This is a genomic window from Sediminibacterium soli (genome assembly GCF_009939225.1).
Classification (GTDB): domain Bacteria; phylum Bacteroidota; class Bacteroidia; order Chitinophagales; family Chitinophagaceae; genus Sediminibacterium; species Sediminibacterium soli.
In genome coordinates, this window is record NZ_JAACJR010000008.1 from 709,887 (window position 1) to 727,801 (window position 17,915).

21 protein-coding genes are annotated in these 17,915 nt (G+C 49.4%); 16 read left to right on the plus strand and 5 right to left on the minus strand.

Features of this window, described 5'->3' with window-relative positions:
* Nucleotides 1–111: 111 nt before the first annotated feature.
* From GWC94_RS10215 to GWC94_RS10225, 3 genes are all read left to right on the plus strand, one after another.
* Nucleotides 112–585: a DUF4251 domain-containing protein gene (locus GWC94_RS10215; protein WP_161834929.1), complete on the plus strand. Its 474-nt coding sequence runs from the start codon at nt 112–114 to the stop codon at nt 583–585.
* A gap of 102 nt (nt 586–687) precedes the next feature.
* Nucleotides 688–1,938 (plus strand): DUF2130 domain-containing protein, encoded by a 1,251-nt coding sequence (locus GWC94_RS10220; RefSeq protein ID WP_161834930.1) that lies wholly within the window; start codon nt 688–690, stop codon nt 1,936–1,938.
* Nucleotides 1,931–3,034 (plus strand): hypothetical protein, encoded by a 1,104-nt coding sequence (locus GWC94_RS10225; protein WP_161834931.1) that lies wholly within the window; start codon nt 1,931–1,933, stop codon nt 3,032–3,034. The genes GWC94_RS10220 and GWC94_RS10225 overlap by 8 nt, the downstream gene beginning before the upstream one ends.
* 76 nt (nt 3,035–3,110) lie before the next feature.
* Here the strand turns inward: GWC94_RS10225 and GWC94_RS10230 are convergent, their stop codons facing one another.
* The gene (locus tag GWC94_RS10230; RefSeq protein ID WP_161834932.1) at nt 3,111–3,740 is read right to left on the minus strand and encodes a 4'-phosphopantetheinyl transferase family protein; all 630 of its coding nucleotides are present in this window, start codon (nt 3,738–3,740) and stop codon (nt 3,111–3,113) included.
* A 60-nt stretch (nt 3,741–3,800) separates the two neighbouring features.
* On the opposite strand from GWC94_RS10230, the gene dcd reads away from it, so the two are divergent.
* On the plus strand, nt 3,801–4,337 hold the full coding sequence (gene dcd, locus GWC94_RS10235; protein ID WP_161834933.1) for a dCTP deaminase: 537 nt from the start codon (nt 3,801–3,803) through the stop codon (nt 4,335–4,337).
* Nucleotides 4,338–4,398: 61 nt separating this feature from the next.
* On the opposite strand, the gene GWC94_RS10240 is transcribed toward dcd, so the two are convergent.
* Both GWC94_RS10240 and GWC94_RS10245 read right to left on the minus strand, forming a co-directional pair.
* A complete protein-coding gene (locus tag GWC94_RS10240) occupies nt 4,399–4,875 on the minus strand; it encodes a TspO/MBR family protein (RefSeq protein ID WP_161834934.1) in 477 nt (158 codons plus the stop codon).
* A gap of 44 nt (nt 4,876–4,919) precedes the next feature.
* The gene (locus GWC94_RS10245) at nt 4,920–6,041 is read right to left on the minus strand and encodes a DUF3810 domain-containing protein (RefSeq protein ID WP_161834935.1); all 1,122 of its coding nucleotides are present in this window, start codon (nt 6,039–6,041) and stop codon (nt 4,920–4,922) included.
* A gap of 103 nt (nt 6,042–6,144) precedes the next feature.
* Here GWC94_RS10245 and GWC94_RS10250 point away from each other — a divergent pair, with 103 nt between their 5' ends.
* The 7 genes from GWC94_RS10250 (at nt 6,145) to GWC94_RS10280 (ending at nt 11,293) form a co-directional block, all read left to right on the plus strand.
* On the plus strand, nt 6,145–6,693 hold the full coding sequence (locus tag GWC94_RS10250; RefSeq protein ID WP_161834936.1) for a YceD family protein: 549 nt from the start codon (nt 6,145–6,147) through the stop codon (nt 6,691–6,693).
* A gap of 26 nt (nt 6,694–6,719) precedes the next feature.
* Nucleotides 6,720–6,914, plus strand: a complete 195-nt coding sequence (gene rpmF, locus GWC94_RS10255; protein ID WP_161834937.1) for a 50S ribosomal protein L32 — start codon at nt 6,720–6,722, stop codon at nt 6,912–6,914.
* A gap of 33 nt (nt 6,915–6,947) precedes the next feature.
* Nucleotides 6,948–7,895 (plus strand): phosphate acyltransferase, encoded by a 948-nt coding sequence (locus GWC94_RS10260; protein WP_161834938.1) that lies wholly within the window; start codon nt 6,948–6,950, stop codon nt 7,893–7,895.
* Nucleotides 7,896–8,298: 403 nt separating this feature from the next.
* Nucleotides 8,299–8,472 carry a hypothetical protein gene (locus GWC94_RS10265; RefSeq protein ID WP_161834939.1) on the plus strand — a complete coding sequence of 58 codons (174 nt, stop codon included), beginning with the start codon at nt 8,299–8,301 and terminating at the stop codon, nt 8,470–8,472.
* A gap of 176 nt (nt 8,473–8,648) precedes the next feature.
* Nucleotides 8,649–10,004, plus strand: a complete 1,356-nt coding sequence (locus tag GWC94_RS10270) for a pyridoxal-phosphate dependent enzyme (RefSeq protein WP_161834940.1) — start codon at nt 8,649–8,651, stop codon at nt 10,002–10,004.
* A 115-nt stretch (nt 10,005–10,119) separates the two neighbouring features.
* Nucleotides 10,120–11,019 (plus strand): LysR family transcriptional regulator, encoded by a 900-nt coding sequence (locus GWC94_RS10275; protein WP_161834941.1) that lies wholly within the window; start codon nt 10,120–10,122, stop codon nt 11,017–11,019.
* A 58-nt stretch (nt 11,020–11,077) separates the two neighbouring features.
* Nucleotides 11,078–11,293, plus strand: coding sequence for a hypothetical protein (locus GWC94_RS10280; protein ID WP_161834942.1), 216 nt, complete (start codon nt 11,078–11,080; stop codon nt 11,291–11,293).
* Here the strand turns inward: GWC94_RS10280 and GWC94_RS10285 are convergent, their stop codons facing one another.
* On the minus strand, nt 11,294–12,055 hold the full coding sequence (locus GWC94_RS10285) for a DUF4846 domain-containing protein (protein ID WP_161834943.1): 762 nt from the start codon (nt 12,053–12,055) through the stop codon (nt 11,294–11,296).
* Between the two features lie 75 nt (nt 12,056–12,130).
* On the opposite strand from GWC94_RS10285, the gene GWC94_RS10290 reads away from it, so the two are divergent.
* The 5 genes from GWC94_RS10290 (at nt 12,131) to smpB (ending at nt 17,432) form a co-directional block, all read left to right on the plus strand.
* Entirely contained in the window at nt 12,131–12,907 is a 777-nt protein-coding gene (locus tag GWC94_RS10290; protein ID WP_161834944.1) for a helical backbone metal receptor, read from the plus strand.
* Nucleotides 12,908–13,140: 233 nt separating this feature from the next.
* Nucleotides 13,141–14,208 carry a class II fructose-bisphosphate aldolase gene (gene fbaA / locus GWC94_RS10295; RefSeq protein WP_161834945.1) on the plus strand — a complete coding sequence of 356 codons (1,068 nt, stop codon included), beginning with the start codon at nt 13,141–13,143 and terminating at the stop codon, nt 14,206–14,208.
* 555 nt (nt 14,209–14,763) lie between these two features.
* Nucleotides 14,764–15,822: a class I fructose-bisphosphate aldolase gene (locus GWC94_RS10300; RefSeq protein ID WP_161834946.1), complete on the plus strand. Its 1,059-nt coding sequence runs from the start codon at nt 14,764–14,766 to the stop codon at nt 15,820–15,822.
* Nucleotides 15,823–15,907: 85 nt separating this feature from the next.
* A complete protein-coding gene (accD, locus tag GWC94_RS10305; RefSeq protein ID WP_161834947.1) occupies nt 15,908–16,828 on the plus strand; it encodes an acetyl-CoA carboxylase, carboxyltransferase subunit beta in 921 nt (306 codons plus the stop codon).
* A 169-nt stretch (nt 16,829–16,997) separates the two neighbouring features.
* Nucleotides 16,998–17,432 (plus strand): SsrA-binding protein, encoded by a 435-nt coding sequence (gene smpB / locus GWC94_RS10310; RefSeq protein WP_161834948.1) that lies wholly within the window; start codon nt 16,998–17,000, stop codon nt 17,430–17,432.
* 40 nt (nt 17,433–17,472) lie between these two features.
* Here smpB and GWC94_RS10315 read toward each other — a convergent pair whose 3' ends face one another.
* A complete protein-coding gene (locus GWC94_RS10315; protein WP_161834949.1) occupies nt 17,473–17,898 on the minus strand; it encodes a hypothetical protein in 426 nt (141 codons plus the stop codon).
* Between the last annotated feature and the right edge of the window lie 17 nt (nt 17,899–17,915).

The window sequence follows — 17,915 nt, forward strand, 5'->3', positions numbered from 1 at the left end:
CAGCGGGTCCCGTTTCATTTTGTCCGACCAATACGGCCCGGATACCATTTTTAATAAACGCTTACCAAATTCCGGCAGGCTACTTGTGGCATCAGGGATAAAAAGAAGTATATGAAACCTGTTGCACTCATCCTTGCGGCGGTTCTATTGTTTACCGGCATCCACCCGGCTGCGGCACAGCATCCGGATGAACCGACGGTCAGCCAGAAAATCGGCCGGAAGCAATTTGTATTTGTTGCGCAGACGGTGCTGCCCTTACGCAGTATGGTGCGGCAGATAAGCGGTTTGTACGAGCTGCGCATTTCGGGAGACAGCGTGCTGGCCGACCTGCCCTATTTTGGCAGGGCCTATTCGGCGCCGATGGATATGACGGGCGGCGGTATCCGTTTTACCTCGGTAAAAAACGCTTATACGGTTAAAAACCGGAAAAAAGGAGGCTGGGATATCGCCATCCGCATCAACGAACCCAATGATGTGCGCGAACTGAACCTGAGTGTTTTTCCCAACGGAACCGCTTCGCTGCGGGTAACCAGCACCAACAGGGATCCTATTTCCTTTAACGGCTTTATTGCAACCGGCCGGTAACCGGCATCATCATCCCGGGCATTGAAAAACAAAATCGTGGTGCTCCTGCCCGAACGCCATCCGTTTGTTGCATAGTTCTGCTTACTTTGTAAAAAAAACGGAATGGCCGATTTTATCATAACCTGTCCCAGCTGCAATACCCAGTTCGAACCCGGTGATTCCATACGGGAGGAAGTGGAGAAAAAACTGCGCGGACAAATGCGCGACTGGCAGAAGACCAAGGACGAGGAGTTCAGGCAAAAAGAAGCTTTACTGCAGCAGCAGATCAGATTAAAAGACGAGGAAACCGAAAAACGCATTGAAGCGGAGAAAAAGAAATTACAGGAAGAAATACAGGTTTCCATACGGCAGTCGATCAGCAAAGAATACGAGAACCAGCTGATCCTGCTTCGGCAGAATGCGGCTGACAGTGAAGAAAAGCTGAAAGATGCCAGGAAGAAAGAACTCGAATTCCTGCAGAAAGAACAGTCGCTGAAAGCACGCGAGGAAGAGCTGCAGATCACGCTGCAGCGGCAGCTGCTGGAAGAAAGGGAAAAACTCAAGGAACAGATACAGACAGAGGAAAAAGAAAGATCGGGCCTGAAGGAGCAGGAGTTTCAGCTGAGGATGCGGGAAAAGGACAAACAGCTCGAAGACCAGAAAAAACTCGTTGAAGAAATGCGCCGCAAGGCCGAACAGGGCAGTACGCAGATGCAGGGCGAGGTGCTGGAACTGATGCTGGAAGAATTGCTGCAGGCCACTTTTCCTTTTGACAAAGTGGAAGAAGTGGGCAAAGGCGTTCGCGGTGCAGACTGCATACAGACCGTGCGCAACCAGTTTGGCAATGAAGCGGGGCGCATCATCTACGAGAGCAAACGAACCAAGGATTTTTCGCACGACTGGATTGAAAAACTGAAAGCGGATATGCGTACGCTGGGCGCAGATATTGCGGTGATCGTAACACAGGCATTGCCGAAAGATATGGAACGCTTTGGAGAGAGAGACGGCGTTTATATCTGCACATTCACAGAAGTAAAAAGCGTGGCGCTGCTGCTGCGCAATGCCATACTGCGGGTACACGATGCCAAAAAAGGACAGGAAAACAAAGGCGATAAAATGGCGATGCTGTACGACTACCTGATCGGCACCGAATTCAGCGAACAGTGGAAAGCGATACGCGAAGGGTTCCTGAGTATGAAGCTGAGTATACAGCGCGAAAGGGATGCCATGGAAAAACTCTGGAAAGCAAGAGAGAAACAGCTGGAAAAGGTATTGCTCAATGCAGCCGCCATCAAGGGCTCGGTGGAAGGCATCGCCGGGAACGATGTAAACCTGAGCCTGCTGGAAGACAACGATCCATTATTGCTTGAATAACCTGTTTGACAATATCGAACCGAACGAACAACCCGACCGGCCGTCGAAAAAGAAACCTATTTTCCCGGTCAATGAGCAGCTGCGCCAGTACCTGGTTCAGTATGGCCGCGAGGTAACCCTTCCGGTAAGTTACCAGGACCTGCAGCGGTACCGCTATACCACCTCCTTAAAAGATAAGCGCGGCAACGAAACCGCCTGGGAGAAAGCTTCCTATGATATGAACGACTGGGAATGGCTGCGCACCAACCTGGTGCGCATATACGCCATCCTGAAAACGGAAGGCGATATGAGCTTTATCAACCACCTCGATGTGGCGCGCATCGATTTCTGTTATTTTGGCAACAGCCAGCCTTTCCGCATCCGTATCGTTAATAAATTCAACGATAATTACGACCACTATTACATCAAACAGGCCGATGCCAACCGTGTGTATGGACTGGAGCTGGAGCACCTGCTATCGCCCAACCGCATGACCTATTTTACGGATAAGAATACGCTTATAGAAGAGCATATACCCGGTGTACCCGGCGATGTGTTCATCACGGATTACCTGGATAATCCCAACACCAACCTGATCCGTTTGGCAAAAGAGTTTGTTAAGTTCAACGAACGGTGTTTTGTGCACCTGCTGGGTGATATGCGTTCGTATAATTTTGTTGTGAACGTGATCCCGGATATCGAAGATTTTCAGTACAGGATACGCGCCATCGATTTCGACCAGCAATCCTACGAGGGAAGAAAAAATCTTTACCTGCCGCAGTTCTTCAAAGAAAACAAACCCCTGGTCGACATCGTGCTGAAACACCTCGACAAAGAATCCATTGCCCAATACCAGGCAGAAGAAAGAACGATGATGACCTTCAGGCTGGTTTCCTCACGCTACCGCGTAAAAGAACTGCTCGACATCATGAGCACGGATGCTATTTCCAAAGACGAAAAGATAGAACAGCTGAAACTCGAACTGAGCACCCATTTTTCAGGCCCCGCTTTTCTGAAAGTAAGAACCATGGGACAGCTGGTAAAAACACAGCTCAAGCAATCCCTTCGCAAAAGCCTGCTCCTCGTTAATAAAACCAAGAGCCGTATTGCGGATTGATTGGTGTAAGCAATGGCTTATTGTTATACTGTTTAATGGTCTCAAGGGCATAATGACACAGCTCTTTAATCCTCACCTAACCGCTCACCACCCAGCAAAGACTCATTTCGGGGTACATGATATAGGATAATTGCACGGGGATTTTTCTGCCGGCGCGTATAAAAAATGCGTCGATGAGCCCCTGGCCGCCAAATACAAACGGTTCCAGGCGCAGCATTTCGCTGAAGTCCACATCGCCCCGGCTCCACCATTTGTACATGGCTTCCTTGGCGCTCCAGAGCAGGGTAAGCAAGGCGATCTGTTTACCGGGCGGGCAGGTATGAACCAAATGCAGCTCCTCGGGGTGCAGGAATTTGTGTTGTATATGCTGCACGCGGGGCGTCAGCATTTCAATATCGATACCAACCCTTTGCGTAGGACTGGCGATGGCCGCCGCAAAACCGCCGCAATGCGAAATGGAAAAATGGTACTGTTCGTCGCGCAGAAAAGGTTTGCGTGTATCGGCCACCTCGATCTCCGCATGCGGGAAATCGGGGAACAGGAAAGGCAGTAAATACCGGCCCGCCAGGTGCTGTAACCGCTTATGCGGGTGGGTGATGGCCCTGGTGAGTGCCACGCTGCGGAGGAAAAAATCTTCCGGCTCCTCGATCTTCCAAACGGCCAGGCGTGTATGTCCGTTGATATTTTGTTGATAAAACAGCGGCACGAGCAGATGAATTAGATTGCAGATTTAAGATTTATTTGCATTTCTACCTAAACGTCCGTTATGATCCTCACCGATACACGCATACTCGAAGAAATGGCCAAAGGAACGATCAAGATCGAGCCGTACAAACGGGAAGACCTGGGCAGCAACAGTTACGATGTGCACCTGGGCAAATGGCTGGCCACCTATATTGATGCGGAACTGGACGCCAAAAAGCACAACAGGATCGATTATTTTGAAATACCCGATGAGGGCTATGTGCTGCAGCCGCATGCTTTTTACCTCGGTGTAACCGAAGAATATACCGAAACCCATGCGCATGTTCCTTTTCTCGAGGGAAAATCGTCCACCGGCCGCCTCGGCATCGATATCCATGCCACTGCGGGCAAAGGCGATGTGGGTTTCTGCGGCAACTGGACGCTGGAGATTTCCTGCAAGCAACCGGTGCGTATTTACAAGGGCATGCCCATTGGCCAGCTTATCTATTTCCCCGTTGAAGGAGAGATCGAGGTAAAATACAACCAGAAAAGCAACGCCAAATACTCCGGTCAGCCCAATAAGCCCGTGGAGAGCATGATGTGGAAGAACAGGTTTTAACTGCCGGTGCCGGCCGGGTTTCGTATCCGCATCCAGCTTCAAAACCGATCTCAACGGCTCCCTATCGGTTAAGCCACCAGATGGTGCCGTTGAGAATTTTGGCAAAACTTACCCAGGCAATATAAGGCGCTAACAGCCAGGCCGCCGCAAGCGATACACGGCTGAACTGCACGATGGTGAAAATGAGCAGCACCCATAAGGCCACGATGTCGGCAAACGCCAGCCCGATGTTATGCAGTTTGAAAAACAGAAAAGACCAGATAAAGTTCAGCGCATACTGGATGATGAACAAAAGAAGCGCCCTGTCTCTGTCCCTGCCCGCGGGCTGCTTCCATACCAGGTAAACGCTGATGCCCATCAGCGTATATAAAAAAGTCCATACCGGGGCAAATAACCAGTTGGGTGGGTTGAACGAGGGTTTCTCGATGCCGGCATACCAGCCACCGATCTCCCCCGCGTTGAACAAAAGACCTCCCAGCGCACCCAGCCCTACGGTAAGCGTAACGGAGATAATGAGTTTTACATAGGGAGAGCGCATATATTTTCTGGTTGGTGTTAAAAAAAATATGCCGTTATGCACCGCTACAATTTGCCATACTTACGCTGGTAAGCCAGCAGCAGACCGATCACCTCATCATAACTGCGGATACCTTCGAACTGTTTATTCATCTTCAGGTACTGGTCGTACAGGCCGGATACTGCGGGCGATACGCGGTTACGTCGTTTGTCGAAAAACGCACGGATCTCGCGCCGGTCTTTTTTTACCAGCGTATCCAGCCGCTGCCGGTTCCATTTGATGGTGGAATCAAATTCCGTTCTGTCTTTTTCCTTTGCCAGCAACGCCAGCTCTTCTGCCTGCGCATAAGAAAAAAGATCCAGGTACACCGAATAGCGGAAATAGGCGTTCTCCGATCTGGCGGCTGCAAGGTACCCTACAAAATTCGCCTCGCTCTCGCTTGCATAGCCCAGCTGATGGGCCATCTCGTGGCATACGATATAGGGTATCAATATACGCGGTATATCAGCCCGCACCTGTGCTTCACCGGTAAAGGGGTTATAGTAACCGGAGAATCCCATATAATCGCCCAAACGCGTGAACAGGCTTTTTTTAACAGACCGGTTACGGTAATTCAGGAATTCGTATTCGAGCGAGGCAAGCTGGTAAGCCCTGAAAGCATCGCGGAAAAGCGCATCCAGTTCCGGCCGGGGCAGTACCGTATCGGGCAACTGCCTGCGCGCTTCGTTCACTTTATCGATCAGCCGGTTGGTCAGGTTCACCAGATCGCCTTTGTTATAGGCCATTTTTTTAATGGCAAGCTGGTGAGCCACACCCAGCCTGTCGTAATTCAGTCCCCATAAACATTTGAATACGATATATGCCCAAAGCAGAAAATGAAGGCTCCGGTATACCGACCGCGCAAACCAGCCCGGCCGGAGCTTTTTCCGGTACAGTTCCACAAAAAAACGGGCAAGACCGATCAGAACGCGTAAGGAAAAAACGATATATATCAGATCTCCCAGGCTGAATGGCATCCACCGGGTGCATAACCGCAGCAGTACAGAAATGGCAGGATACAGTGTTTGGGAATAGGCGTTCTCCACAAATAAGGGAAAGAAACCCAGCACGGTGACCCCGACAGCCAGCAAAGCAATGGGGAGCAGCCGCAGCCAGTACGGTTTTTCCGGCTTATTTTTGGGGATCATACAACAAATGTAACTGAGTACCACCATTCTACCTGTTAACATGGTATTTGCTTTGGTATTTCCGTTGTTTTGAACTACCTTTGCAAGCCCTTAAAAAACGGTTATGAATCAGCGCCGGGAATTTGAGATAGCTTTTGTGGGTCTGAAACCGGGGATTCATGTATACGAGTACCGAATTGAGGACAAGTTCTTTGCACCCTATGGCAAGCAGGATTTTGAACACTGCGGGGCCGATGTAAAGCTGACGCTTGATAAAAAGACGGGCTTTATGCAGCTCCGGTTCGATGTGGGCGGAAGCGTGGAAGTAACCTGCGACCGCTGCGGAAACCCGCTGCCGGTTCAGCTCTGGGACGAGTTCAACATTCTGGTAAAGATGGTTGACAATCCCGATGAGATGAATGCGCAGGAAGACGATCCGGATGTATATTATATCAGCCGCGGCGAAAGCCACCTGTATGTGTCAGACTGGATCTACGAATTCATCAACCTGAGCATACCGTTGCAGAAGATGTGCCTGGAAGAAGAAAAAGGCGGACCGGGATGCAACAAGGAAGTGCTGGAGAAACTGAAGGAAATGGAGGCGGGGACAAAACAACCGGAATCGACCAATACCGTTTGGAAGGGACTGGATAAATTTAAAAACCTGGATTGATTTTTTGATACTATAAACTTTGAGATATGCCGAATCCAAAACGCAGACACTCACAACAGCGTAGCGCAAAGAGAAGAACGCATTACGTAGCGCAGGAAGTGACCCTGAGCAAAGACAACACAACAGGCGAAACACATGTACGCCACCGTGCACATGTGAGCGAAGGTAAATTGTACTATAAAGGAAAGCTGGTAGCTGAGAAAGCTCCCCTGAAAGCGTAACCTTTTCTGTACAAATTAGCTTAGTTTGCCGTTATGAACATTGGCTTAGACATGATGGGAGGAGATTTTGCACCGCTGGAAGCGGTGAAGGGTCTGCAACTGTACATGCAAGGCAATGATCATGCGGCTTCTGTGTTTTGTATCGGCGACGAAGCCATCGTAAACCCACTGCTGGAAGAGTATGGGTTATCGGCATCCCCCAATCTCCGGGTGGTACATGCGCCGGAAACCATCGGTTACCATGAGCCGCCCACCAAAGCGCTGAAAGAAAAACAGCGTTCCTCCATCGCCATCGGTTTTTACCTGCTTGCCACCGGCAAAATAGATGCTTTTATCAGTGCGGGCAATACCGGCGCCATGCTGGTGGGTGCCATGTTCAATATCAAGGTCACCGAAGGCGTGCTCCGCCCCACCATTGCCACCATCATCCCCAAACTGGATGGCAGTACGGGTCTGTTACTGGATGTGGGTCTTAATTCTGACTGCAAGCCCGAACAGCTGAACCAGTTTGCCATACTCGGCAGCCTGTACGCAAAGCATATGCTGGGCGTTGCGCAGCCAAAAGTGGGGTTGGTAAACATGGGAGAAGAAGAAGGTAAGGGTAATATGCTGGCCCAGGCCACCTATCCCCTGCTTGCCGAAAACTCGCATATCTATTTTATCGGCAATATAGAAGGGCGCGATATACTGAACGAGAAAGCAGATGTTATGGTCTGCGACGGTTTCACCGGCAATATTATCCTGAAATTAGCCGAAACCTTTTACGATATTACCCGCGAACGCGGTTATGGCAACGACGGCTACTTCAGTCGCTTCCATTACGAGAATTATGGCGGCACGCCCGTGCTCGGCGTGAACAAGCCGGTGGTTATCGGCCATGGTATCAGTACCGCCAAAGCCTTCCAAAACATGATCCACGAAGCCGAAAAAATGATCCAGAGCGATCTTTGCGGTAAGATGGCGAATGAATTTAAAAGCTAGCTTTTTTCGGGGTTGATTGAGTCAGCGTGAGTTGCGAGGATTTCATGGACCTGGCTGGCGGCAGGCAGGTAAAAGATTGTTCTGTTGTCTTTTCTCTCAGCTAGCTGATCGGTTTTTTTCTGCAGCTGCTCTTTCTCTCTCTGCGATAAAAAGAGAGCTGCCAACGAACAACCACAACTGCTCCATCCAGACCCTTTCCATCCTCGGCTATTACCGCTCATCACATTGCTATCTTTTTCTTATCAGGTAAAATTTCATTTAATTATTTGACTGTCAATTATTTATTGTATAACATGATATTATGCAGTAAAAACTACCACCCTTTAGATGGTACTATATATTGCATAGTACTAAGAAAGATAGTATCTTTGACTTATCAAAATCAACCAAAAAACCTTTTACTATGAAAAAGTTCCTCTTCCCCGCAAACGTGATAGCAGTACTGATCCTGGTTCCCGCCCTTGTTTTTGGTTACCTGCATTACCAGGCCAAAGCCGAAAAAGAGGCCACCGAAACCGCCGCCGAACCCCTGAACCACGAAAGCAGTTCCATCATCACACTCGTTAAAAGTTTCTGAGGATTACGGATTAGTGGATTAGGGGGCAGCGCATGGGAATTTGCCTGATCGATCAGGGCTTCATCTCGGAAAAAATCCGGAATCCGATAATCCGCCAATCCACTAATCCATCGTTCCCATCGTCCGCAAACGCCTTCCCTCCCCACAATACTTTACCTTTGCCAAAAAGGTTCGTCATGTGGCTTAATAATATCCTCGAAACGATAGGCAATACTCCGCTGATCAGGCTCAACAAAATCACCAAAGATCTTCCCTGTACCGTACTTGCAAAAGTGGATTATTTCAATCCGGGCAATTCCATCAAAGACCGCATGGCGCTGAAAATGGTGGAAGTGGCCGAGCAGCAGGGCAAACTCAAACCCGGCGGCACCATCATCGAAGGCACCAGCGGCAACACCGGTATGGGACTTGCCCTTGCCGCCTGCGTTAAAGGATACAAATGCCTGTTTGTGACCACCGATAAACAGTCGAAGGAAAAAGCCGATATCCTCAAAGCGGTGGGCGCCGAGGTAATCGTTTGTCCTACGAACGTGCTGCCCGACGATCCCAAAAGCTATTACAGCGTAGCCAAACGCCTGGCAAAAGAGATACCCAATTCCATGTACATGAACCAGTACGATAACCTGGCCAACCGGCAGGCGCATTACGAAAGTACCGGTCCGGAAATTTGGGAACAGACAGAAGGCAGGATCACGCACCTGGTGTGCACAGCCGGAACCGGCGGCACCATTACGGGCACTGCCATGTACCTGAAAGAAAAAAATCCCAACATACAGATATGGGCCATCGATGTATACGGTTCCCTGCTTACCAAATATTACAGAACAGGTGAGATCGATATGAACGAAGTGCATCCGTATATCTCCGAGGGATTTGGGGAAGATTTTGTTCCGGAGAACTACGATATGGGCGTGATAGACGCGTTTGAACAGGTTACGGATAAAGACGGCGCCATTATGGCAAGAAGGATCGCGAAAGAAGAAGGACTTTTCTGCGGTTACAGTGCGGGCAGTTGCCTGCAGGGTTTGATGCAACTGAAAGATTCACTCAAAAAAGACGACCTGGTGGTATGCATCTTCCACGACCACGGCAGCCGTTACGTAGGCAAGATCTATAACGACCAGTGGATGATGGAACGCGGGTTTCTTGATGTAAAAACATTCAAGGACATCGTAAACGGCCGCGCGGCAAAAAGACTGGTGACCATTTCTCCGGACTGCCTGGTATCGGATGCAGCGGAACTGATGAAGAAATACGATATTGAACAATTGCCTGTGATGAAAGACAATGCGCTGATCGGCGCCGTAAGCGAGAACGGGTTGTTCCAGAAATTATTCGGTGACCAGGAACTCAAAAATGCAACCGTACAGAGTGTGCTCGAACCTGCTTACCCGGTGGTTGATTTTGATACGCCGGTGGAAAGACTGGGCAACCTGATCACCAGGGAGAACGGCGCGGTACTGGCCAAAGATGAAAAAGGCGAATTCCATATCGTGACGAAGTATGATGTGATACAAAGTCTTGCGAAATAGTTTGCATTGTCACATGGCTGCATTGTTACACTGTAAATGACCGACTGGTCTTCCGGCAATGTAACAATGCAGCCATAACAATATACCCATTTAACCGCTCAGCCATCACCTCCCTATGATCTCAACAAGGCATAATGTTTTCATGGCGGTGGCGCAACACAAAAGTTTTTCCAAAGCCAGCCAGGCGATGTACATCTCGCAGCCTGCCATCAGCAAGCATATTAAATCGCTGGAAGAATATTACAAAACCAAACTCTTCGACCGCAAAGGTATACAGATAGAACTGACCGCAGCTGGCAAGCTATTGTATGAACGCCTGCTGGAAATGAAGAAACTGCAGGAGCAGGCTGAGTTCGAAATATCCACCATCAACGACCGGCAGCAGGCCAAAGGCATGCTGAAACTGGGTGCAAGCACAACAGTTGCGCTTTATATACTTCCGAAAGTATTGTCGGCCTTTAACCAGCTGTACCCGCAAACCGAGATCAGTTTGCTGAACCGCAATTCGGAGATCGTACTCGATGCGCTGCTGAATGAAGAGATCAACCTCGGCATCATAGAAGGAAGAAGCAAACTGACCCAGGTGGATTACCAGCCGTTCCTGAGCGATAACGTACTGGCCGTTTGCAGCCGGAAAAGTCCGCTGGCAAAAAGAAAAACATACCAGCTCAGCGAGATCACGCATATGCCGGTAGCCATACGCGAAAGAGGCAGCGGTACACTGGCGGCGCTCAAATATTCACTCGAAAAGAAAAAGATCAAACTCAGCGATCTCGATATCAGGGTAAGGCTCGGCGGAACAGAAGCGCTGAAAAATTTTCTGCTCGAATCCGACTCGCTTGGTTTCTTACCCGAGAGATCGGTGCACAGGGAATTATCCAACGGCGAATTATCGGAGATCTATTTCGAAGGCTTCAGTATACAGCGCAATTTCTACTTTATACAGCGCAAGGGCGAGACCAGCGAGCTGAACAAGAATTTTATCGGACTGGCCAAAAAGATATATAACTTTTAGTTATAGACTATCACCACAAAGATTTATACAGGTTATAACTGCCCGGTAACTTTGCAGTATGAAATCTTTTGATATCAATACACTCCAGGAAGGCATACAACAGATAAGGACTACCACGGTTCAGCTGATAGATGAAGGGTATAACAGGATCGCATCCTATATTCTCTATCCACAGTCTTTTGCCGGTTTTACCGGTCTGAAAAAGCTGATCGAAAAAGATTACAGCGAATCCGAACCGCAGGAACAGCTTGCCGGTTCCCTGGTGAGTTCCTGATCACCATTTCCGTAACTGGTCTTTTTTGAAGAGCCAGGTAGGTGTGGGTATGTCTTTGTCTGCATCCAGCACATACCAGGGGCCAAGTGCCGGATCGTATGTATTCAGTACGATGTGTATGTCCTGCGCGGGCATATATCCTTCGGCCAGCATAAACAGCTTTTTTCCCGTTACGCGGCTGACGGCCATATCGACAACCATTTCGGCATGTCCGGGTGAGCCACCCCTGATCAGTATATCTCCCGGTTTCATTTCCGCGAGACCTGTTCTGTGCAATTGTTTTTCCAGTGAATAGGTGCCGCAGCTTGCGAACACGGTTTCCATAAAGCTGAGAAAACAGCCGCGCAGTCCGGTACGGCAGGTTTTCATCCGCTCAGGAAACCGGTAGGCCTTGCCACTGCCGTCGTAAAATACAATGCTGTCGTATTGCTTCTTTACGTAAAAATATTCCGCGCGTAAACGCATGGCGGCATCGGCGCATTGCTGCAGGTCTTTTTTGCCGGTGGATACAGCTATCACCGCGTAATGCAGGTCCTGCCGCTGTTTGGGCCGGCCATCGAAAAGGTAAACGGTTTTGTCTTTACGCAACGGAAGATCGCGCAGGTAAGCCGCAAAAGAACCGGGTGTAACGGCTGCCCTTTCGTACCCGGCAGGCAGGGGTATGGCCGCTACGGTGGTCATATGGACCGCAAAATTTCCAACCTGGGCTTCGGATATATTTTGCAGGAAACAGAACAGGAAAAGAAAAAAGAGCTTTCTCATAAGTTGTTTTGACGGAGATGCCGGTCCGCCTGTTTTTCATACGGCCAACTGTTAATACTGAACTATTTTTACCGTATGCCATCCTACACCGACCAGTTGGGAAATACCCTTGTTCTTACCGCGAAACCACAGCGCATCATTTCGCTGGTGCCCTCGCAAACAGAGTTGCTGTACGACCTGGGGCTGGATAAGGAAGTGATCGGCATCACCAAATTCTGTGTGCACCCGGAGCAGTGGTTCCGGAACAAGACAAGGATCGGCGGCACAAAAAACATCGATATAGAAAAGATCCGCCGCCTGCAACCCGACCTGGTGATTGCCAACAAGGAAGAAAACCTGCGGGAACAGGTAGCAGCCCTTACCGGTATTGCGCCTGTATGGACAAGCGATATCGCCAAGCTGGATGATGCCATCGGTATGATACGCCAGCTGGGCACGATCACCGGAACAGCGACAAAAGCCATGGAAATCGGCCGGCAGCTGCAGGCCGATTTTGCTGCGATCGGACTAAGAGCCGCTAACCGCCGTGCAGTCCGCACTGCCTACCTGATCTGGAAAGATCCCTGGATGAGTGCCGGTGGCGATACCTTTATCAGCGATATGCTGCAAAGAGCAGGGTTCAGGAATGTATTTGCGGATCGAACCCGCTACCCCGAGATTACGATCGACGATATCAGGCAGCGGGGTGCGGAGCTGGTATTGCTCTCGTCCGAACCCTACCCTTTTAAACAATCCCATCTGAAAGAAATGACTGTTGCCCTGCCAGGTGTGGAGATAAGACTTGCTGACGGGGAGATGTTCAGCTGGTATGGCAGCAGGTTGCTGCACTTTAAAAAATACCTTGAAGAATAGTTTATTTGCGGCGGGCTGGGATTTTTTTTAACACAGAGGCGCAGAGATACAGAGAAACACAGGCAAAACCTCCGTGACTCTGTGTTAAAAAAACCTCCGCTACCCGGGGAGATTGTTTTTATGGGCCACCCTGCCATGCTTCGCCCGTCAACCCGCCAAATGCTAATGACTGTTTGTGATAACTAACCTATCTTGCCGGTCCCAAACCTCAATTAAAAACAAAAAGCCAAACCATGAAGAAATACAGGGCCGGCGTCCTTTTCGGTAAGGAACTGGAAGAATTGTACAATGATGCCAAAGCGAATGAATTTGCGTTACCCGCGGTGAATACCATCGGCACAAACACCATCAACGCCACGCTGGAAACCGCCGCAAAAGTGAACTCACCGGTGATCATCCAGTTCTCCAATGGCGGTGCGCAGTTTATTGCAGGAAAGAGCATGCCCAACGACAATCTCCAGGGAAATATCGCCGGTGCCATTTCCGGTGCGTTGCATATTCACAATGTTGCCAAATATTATGGCGTACCGGTGGTACTGCATACCGATCATGCCGCCAAGAAATGGCTGCCCTGGATCAGTGGCCTGATCGATGCAGGCGAGCAATTCCATAAAGAAAAAGGACAGCCTTTGTTCAGCTCTCATATGCTGGATCTGTCAGAAGAGCCTATCGAAGAAAACATCCATACTTCCGTTGAATTCTTCAAACGCATGGCCCCGCTGGGTATGGGTATAGAGATCGAACTGGGTGTTACCGGCGGTGAAGAAGACGGTGTTGACAACAGCGGTATCGAGAACGATAAATTATATACCCAACCACAGCATGTGGCCTATGCTTTTACCGAGTTAAGCAAGGTGGGCAACCTGTTCACCGTTGCAGCTGCCTTTGGCAATGTGCACGGCGTATACAGTCCGGGTAATGTGGAACTGCGTCCCGTGATCCTCAAGAACAGCCAGGATCATATCGAGCAAGAACTGAAAGCAGGCCCAAAACCTGTGTATTTTGTTTTCCATGGCGGCAGCGGTTCTCCGCAACACCAGATCCGCGAAGCGATCAGCTATGGCGCCATCAAAATGAACATCGATACCGACCTGCAATGGGCTTTCTGGGAAGGCATCCAGCAGTTCTACCAGAAAAACGAAGGTTACCTGCAGGCACAGCTCGGCAATCCCGAAGGAGCGGATAAACCGAATAAAAAATACTACGATCCCCGCGTATGGCTGCGTAAGGGAGAAGAAAACTTTGTGAAAAGACTGGAAGTGGCGTTTGAGGATCTGAATTGTATTAACAGGAACGCATAGGTACAGAATATCGGATTGGTGGATGTTGAATTTTCGGATTCTATTCTCCGGGGTAAAGAACAGATTACCGCAGCGGCGCGGAGGGGCGGAGTTTTGCAGAGGGAGAGGAAAAAATTCCGGAAAATTTTAGGTTGATAAATAACGATTTGGAAGAAAAGCCATCCTGTAATAGGGATGGCTTTCTGTTTTGGTGAGGCTATCAGATTTTGGGGTTCCTGCGTCTCTGCGCTAGAGAATAGATTACCGCAGCGGCGCGGAGGGGCGGAGTTTCGCAGAGAGAAATATCTGCCGGTCCGAAATCCTTTTATTGTCCCGGAACTAACGGTCTGCCCGTATAATACTTTTGTTTCAGTAAATTGCAATAGCCAGGGGTGTTACTCAGGTCATGGATTTTTTCTCTGCGGAACGCTGCGGTTTCTCTGCGTCTCTGCGGTAAAGAACAGATCACCGCAGAGGGGGCGGAGTTTCGCAGAGAAAAAATCCGCTAATCCACAATCCGTTAATCCGGAATCCCTAAACAGCCCCCAGTATTGCTCATCCTCAAAAAAACATGCTATGGCCAACCAGAAGATCATCGACCTCTTAGGAGATAAGGCATCCTATTTACTGGAACACAGATCGACCACGGTAGATAAAGCAGGCCTGCACCTTCCCTCCCCCGATCATGTAGAGAAGATCTGGATCAACAGCAACCGGAGTAACCAGACATTGCGGAGCTTACAGACTTTATTGGGCACGGGGCGTTTGGCCAACACCGGTTACTGCAGCATCTTCCCGGTTGACCAGGGCATCGAGCACAGCGCCGGATCTGCTTTTGCGCCCAATCCGGTTTATTTCGATCCGGAGAATATCATCAAACTGGCTATCGAGAGCGGATGTAACGGTGTGGCCTCAACTTTTGGCGTATTGGGCATCATGAGCCGGAAATATGCGCACCGGATACCCTTTATCGTAAAGATCAATCACAATGAATTTCTGAGTATGCCCAACCGCTACGATCAGACCATGTTCGGTACGATCAGGAGCGCCTGGAACATGGGCGCGGTTGCTGTTGGCGCCACCATTTACTGGGGCAGCGAAGAAAGCAACCGCCAGCTGAAAGAAGTTTCCGAAGCATTCGAGCTGGCACATGAACTGGGTATGGCTACCATTCTCTGGTGCTATACACGCAATGCCGGGTTTAAAGTGAATGGGGTGGACTACCACACTTCCGCCGATCTTACCGGCCAGGCCAACCACCTGGGCGTAACCATACAGGCAGATATCATCAAACAGAAACTGCCAACCAATAACGGGGGATACCTTGCCACCAAGCACGGCAAAACAAGTCCGCTGGTGTATGAAAAACTTACTTCCGATCACCCCATCGATCTCTGCCGCTACCAGGTACTGAACTGTTACAGCGGAAGGGTTGGGCTGATCAATTCGGGCGGCGAGAGCAAGGGAGCCAGCGACCTGGCGGAATCCGTAGCCACCGCGGTGATCAATAAGCGGGCGGGCGGTATGGGACTGATACTTGGCCGCAAAGCTTTTCAGCGGCCCATGAGCGAAGGGGTGGAACTGCTGAATATGATCCAGGATGTGTATCTTGACGACGACATCACCATCGCCTAATCATTTGATTCATAGGAAGTAGCACCCCCCGCACCCGGGTGCGTAATAATTCCTATCTTCGATGCCCCCAATTTGACAGGAACATATGAAAAAAGAACGTGAAGAAGATTTTGAAGCTAACCTGACTGGCGAAGAAGGACAAGGCGGCGAACAGGAAAAATCTCGTTGGTTCAAACGCATCAGCAGGGGTATCCTTACCTCCACTGCCGATAAGAAAGAAACACCCGAAGGCCTCTGGAACAAATGCCCCGAGTGCAATTATATCTGCACCACCACGGAACTGAAAGAGAACCTGTTCGTGTGCCCCAAATGCAACTACCACCACCGTATCGGCAGCGAGGAATATTTTGATGTATTATTCGATAACAAGGAGTATGCCGAACTGTTCGACAATATCCAGAGCAAGGATGCGCTTGGCTTTACCGACCTGAAATCGTACCAGAAACGCCTGGATGATATCCATTCCAAAACAGACCTAAAAGATTCGATGCGTGTTGCCGCCGGCAAAGTAAACGGCGAGGGCGTGGTGATTGCCTGTATGGATTTTGAATTCATCGGAGGATCTCTCGGAAGCGTGATGGGCGAAAAATTCAGTCGCGCAGTCGATTACTGCATCCTGCACAAACTGGCCTACCTGGTTATCAGCAAAAGCGGCGGTGCACGGATGATGGAAAGCGCATTCAGCCTGATGCAGCTGGCCAAAACAAGCGGCAAACTGTCCGAACTCAGCGATGCCCGTTTACCCTATATCTCTTTACTGACGGATCCCACTTTCGGAGGCATCTCCGCCAGCTTTGGTATGCTCGGCGATCTCAATATCGCAGAACCGGGCGCACTGATCGGGTTCGCCGGTCCGCGCGTGATCAAAGAAACCATCAAAAAAGACCTGCCCGAAGGATTCCAGCGCAGCGAGTTCCTGCTCGAACACGGCTTCCTCGATTTTATCGTTGACAGGAAAGACCTGAAAAACAAACTTGCACAGCTGGTGCTGCTTTTCAGAAACTGACAATTGAGAATTTGAAAATTTGAAAATGGGGGTTAGGATGCATGGTTGAATGATTAAATGGTTAAACTGTTAATTGTTCGAACTCCCTGAAGCCATTGAACAATCCAGCTATAAAACAATCCCAACCATTTTCAAATTGTCAAATCTTCAAATTGTCTAATTAATTACCATGGAACTCAACAACCGACAGGCTTATTACAACTACTACATAGATGATAAATATGTGGCGGGTATCGTATTGCTTGGAACGGAGGTGAAGTCTATCCGCAGCGGAAAGGTAAGTTTTAACGATGCCTTCTGTTTGTTTGACGAAGGTGAGTTATGGGTGCGCGGCTTATATGTTGCCGAGTATTCACATGGCACCGCCAACAACCATATCGCGGTTCATGACCGCAAACTGTTGCTCACCAAACGCGAGTTAAAACGATTGCAGACCAGTCTCAAAGAAAAAGGGTTTACGATCGTTCCGCTTCGTGTTTTCCTTAACGATAAAAACCTGGTTAAAGTAGAGATTGGTCTTGGCCGGGGTAAAAAACTTCACGACAAACGCGAAACCATCAAGAACCGCGATGTGGAGAAGGAGATCAAACGTTATTTAAAATAATATCGATATTCGATATTCCTTGTTCAATATTCGATATTCCTTACCCGATATACTTTCTCTTTTTTTCTTCTTTATACTCCATCTGTTCCAGCAGCGCTTCGGGTGTGGGGTTTTTGGTGATGATAACGGCCATCTGGAATAAAACCAGCAGCAGGATCACCGATACCAGCACCTCCTGCCAGCGCAGCCAGTACCCCCAGAAAGCGAATACGGCGGCCTGCGAAACCGCTTCCTTTTCAAAGATCACGGTTAGCTTTTTTCCCTCTGGCAGGCTGCGGAAAACATAGCGCGCATCAATGGCATAATTTTTTGAATTGTAGCGGAACAATGCCTTGGGAATTGTTCTTTGGGAACGGCTGTCGTACATCCAGTGCACCATTGCCGGTGATGTTTCACCATCAAAAAAATCGGGCACCCGGGTGTAGAGAATATAACAACCGAAGCAAACCAGGTACAATATGATCAAAAGACTGCGCAGGATGC

What these genes read in the sequence shown, in the direction of transcription:
- GWC94_RS10285 (WP_161834943.1), bottom strand. Translation starts at nt 12,055, where the DNA reads ATGAGAAAGCTCTTTTTTCTTTTCCTGTTCTGTTTCCTGCAAAATATA.
- GWC94_RS10265 (WP_161834939.1), top strand. Translation starts at nt 8,299, where the DNA reads ATGAAAAAGTTCCTCTTCCCCGCAAACGTGATAGCAGTACTGATCCTG.
- GWC94_RS10280 (WP_161834942.1), top strand. Translation starts at nt 11,078, where the DNA reads ATGAAATCTTTTGATATCAATACACTCCAGGAAGGCATACAACAGATA.
- smpB (WP_161834948.1), top strand. Translation starts at nt 16,998, where the DNA reads ATGGAACTCAACAACCGACAGGCTTATTACAACTACTACATAGATGAT.
- GWC94_RS10270 (WP_161834940.1), top strand. Translation starts at nt 8,649, where the DNA reads ATGTGGCTTAATAATATCCTCGAAACGATAGGCAATACTCCGCTGATC.
- GWC94_RS10300 (WP_161834946.1), top strand. Translation starts at nt 14,764, where the DNA reads ATGGCCAACCAGAAGATCATCGACCTCTTAGGAGATAAGGCATCCTAT.
- dcd (WP_161834933.1), top strand. Translation starts at nt 3,801, where the DNA reads ATGATCCTCACCGATACACGCATACTCGAAGAAATGGCCAAAGGAACG.
- rpmF (WP_161834937.1), top strand. Translation starts at nt 6,720, where the DNA reads ATGCCGAATCCAAAACGCAGACACTCACAACAGCGTAGCGCAAAGAGA.
- GWC94_RS10260 (WP_161834938.1), top strand. Translation starts at nt 6,948, where the DNA reads ATGAACATTGGCTTAGACATGATGGGAGGAGATTTTGCACCGCTGGAA.
- GWC94_RS10220 (WP_161834930.1), top strand. Translation starts at nt 688, where the DNA reads ATGGCCGATTTTATCATAACCTGTCCCAGCTGCAATACCCAGTTCGAA.
- accD (WP_161834947.1), top strand. Translation starts at nt 15,908, where the DNA reads ATGAAAAAAGAACGTGAAGAAGATTTTGAAGCTAACCTGACTGGCGAA.
- GWC94_RS10275 (WP_161834941.1), top strand. Translation starts at nt 10,120, where the DNA reads ATGATCTCAACAAGGCATAATGTTTTCATGGCGGTGGCGCAACACAAA.
- GWC94_RS10290 (WP_161834944.1), top strand. Translation starts at nt 12,131, where the DNA reads ATGCCATCCTACACCGACCAGTTGGGAAATACCCTTGTTCTTACCGCG.
- fbaA (WP_161834945.1), top strand. Translation starts at nt 13,141, where the DNA reads ATGAAGAAATACAGGGCCGGCGTCCTTTTCGGTAAGGAACTGGAAGAA.
- GWC94_RS10250 (WP_161834936.1), top strand. Translation starts at nt 6,145, where the DNA reads ATGAATCAGCGCCGGGAATTTGAGATAGCTTTTGTGGGTCTGAAACCG.
- GWC94_RS10240 (WP_161834934.1), bottom strand. Translation starts at nt 4,875, where the DNA reads ATGCGCTCTCCCTATGTAAAACTCATTATCTCCGTTACGCTTACCGTA.
- GWC94_RS10245 (WP_161834935.1), bottom strand. Translation starts at nt 6,041, where the DNA reads ATGATCCCCAAAAATAAGCCGGAAAAACCGTACTGGCTGCGGCTGCTC.
- GWC94_RS10215 (WP_161834929.1), top strand. Translation starts at nt 112, where the DNA reads ATGAAACCTGTTGCACTCATCCTTGCGGCGGTTCTATTGTTTACCGGC.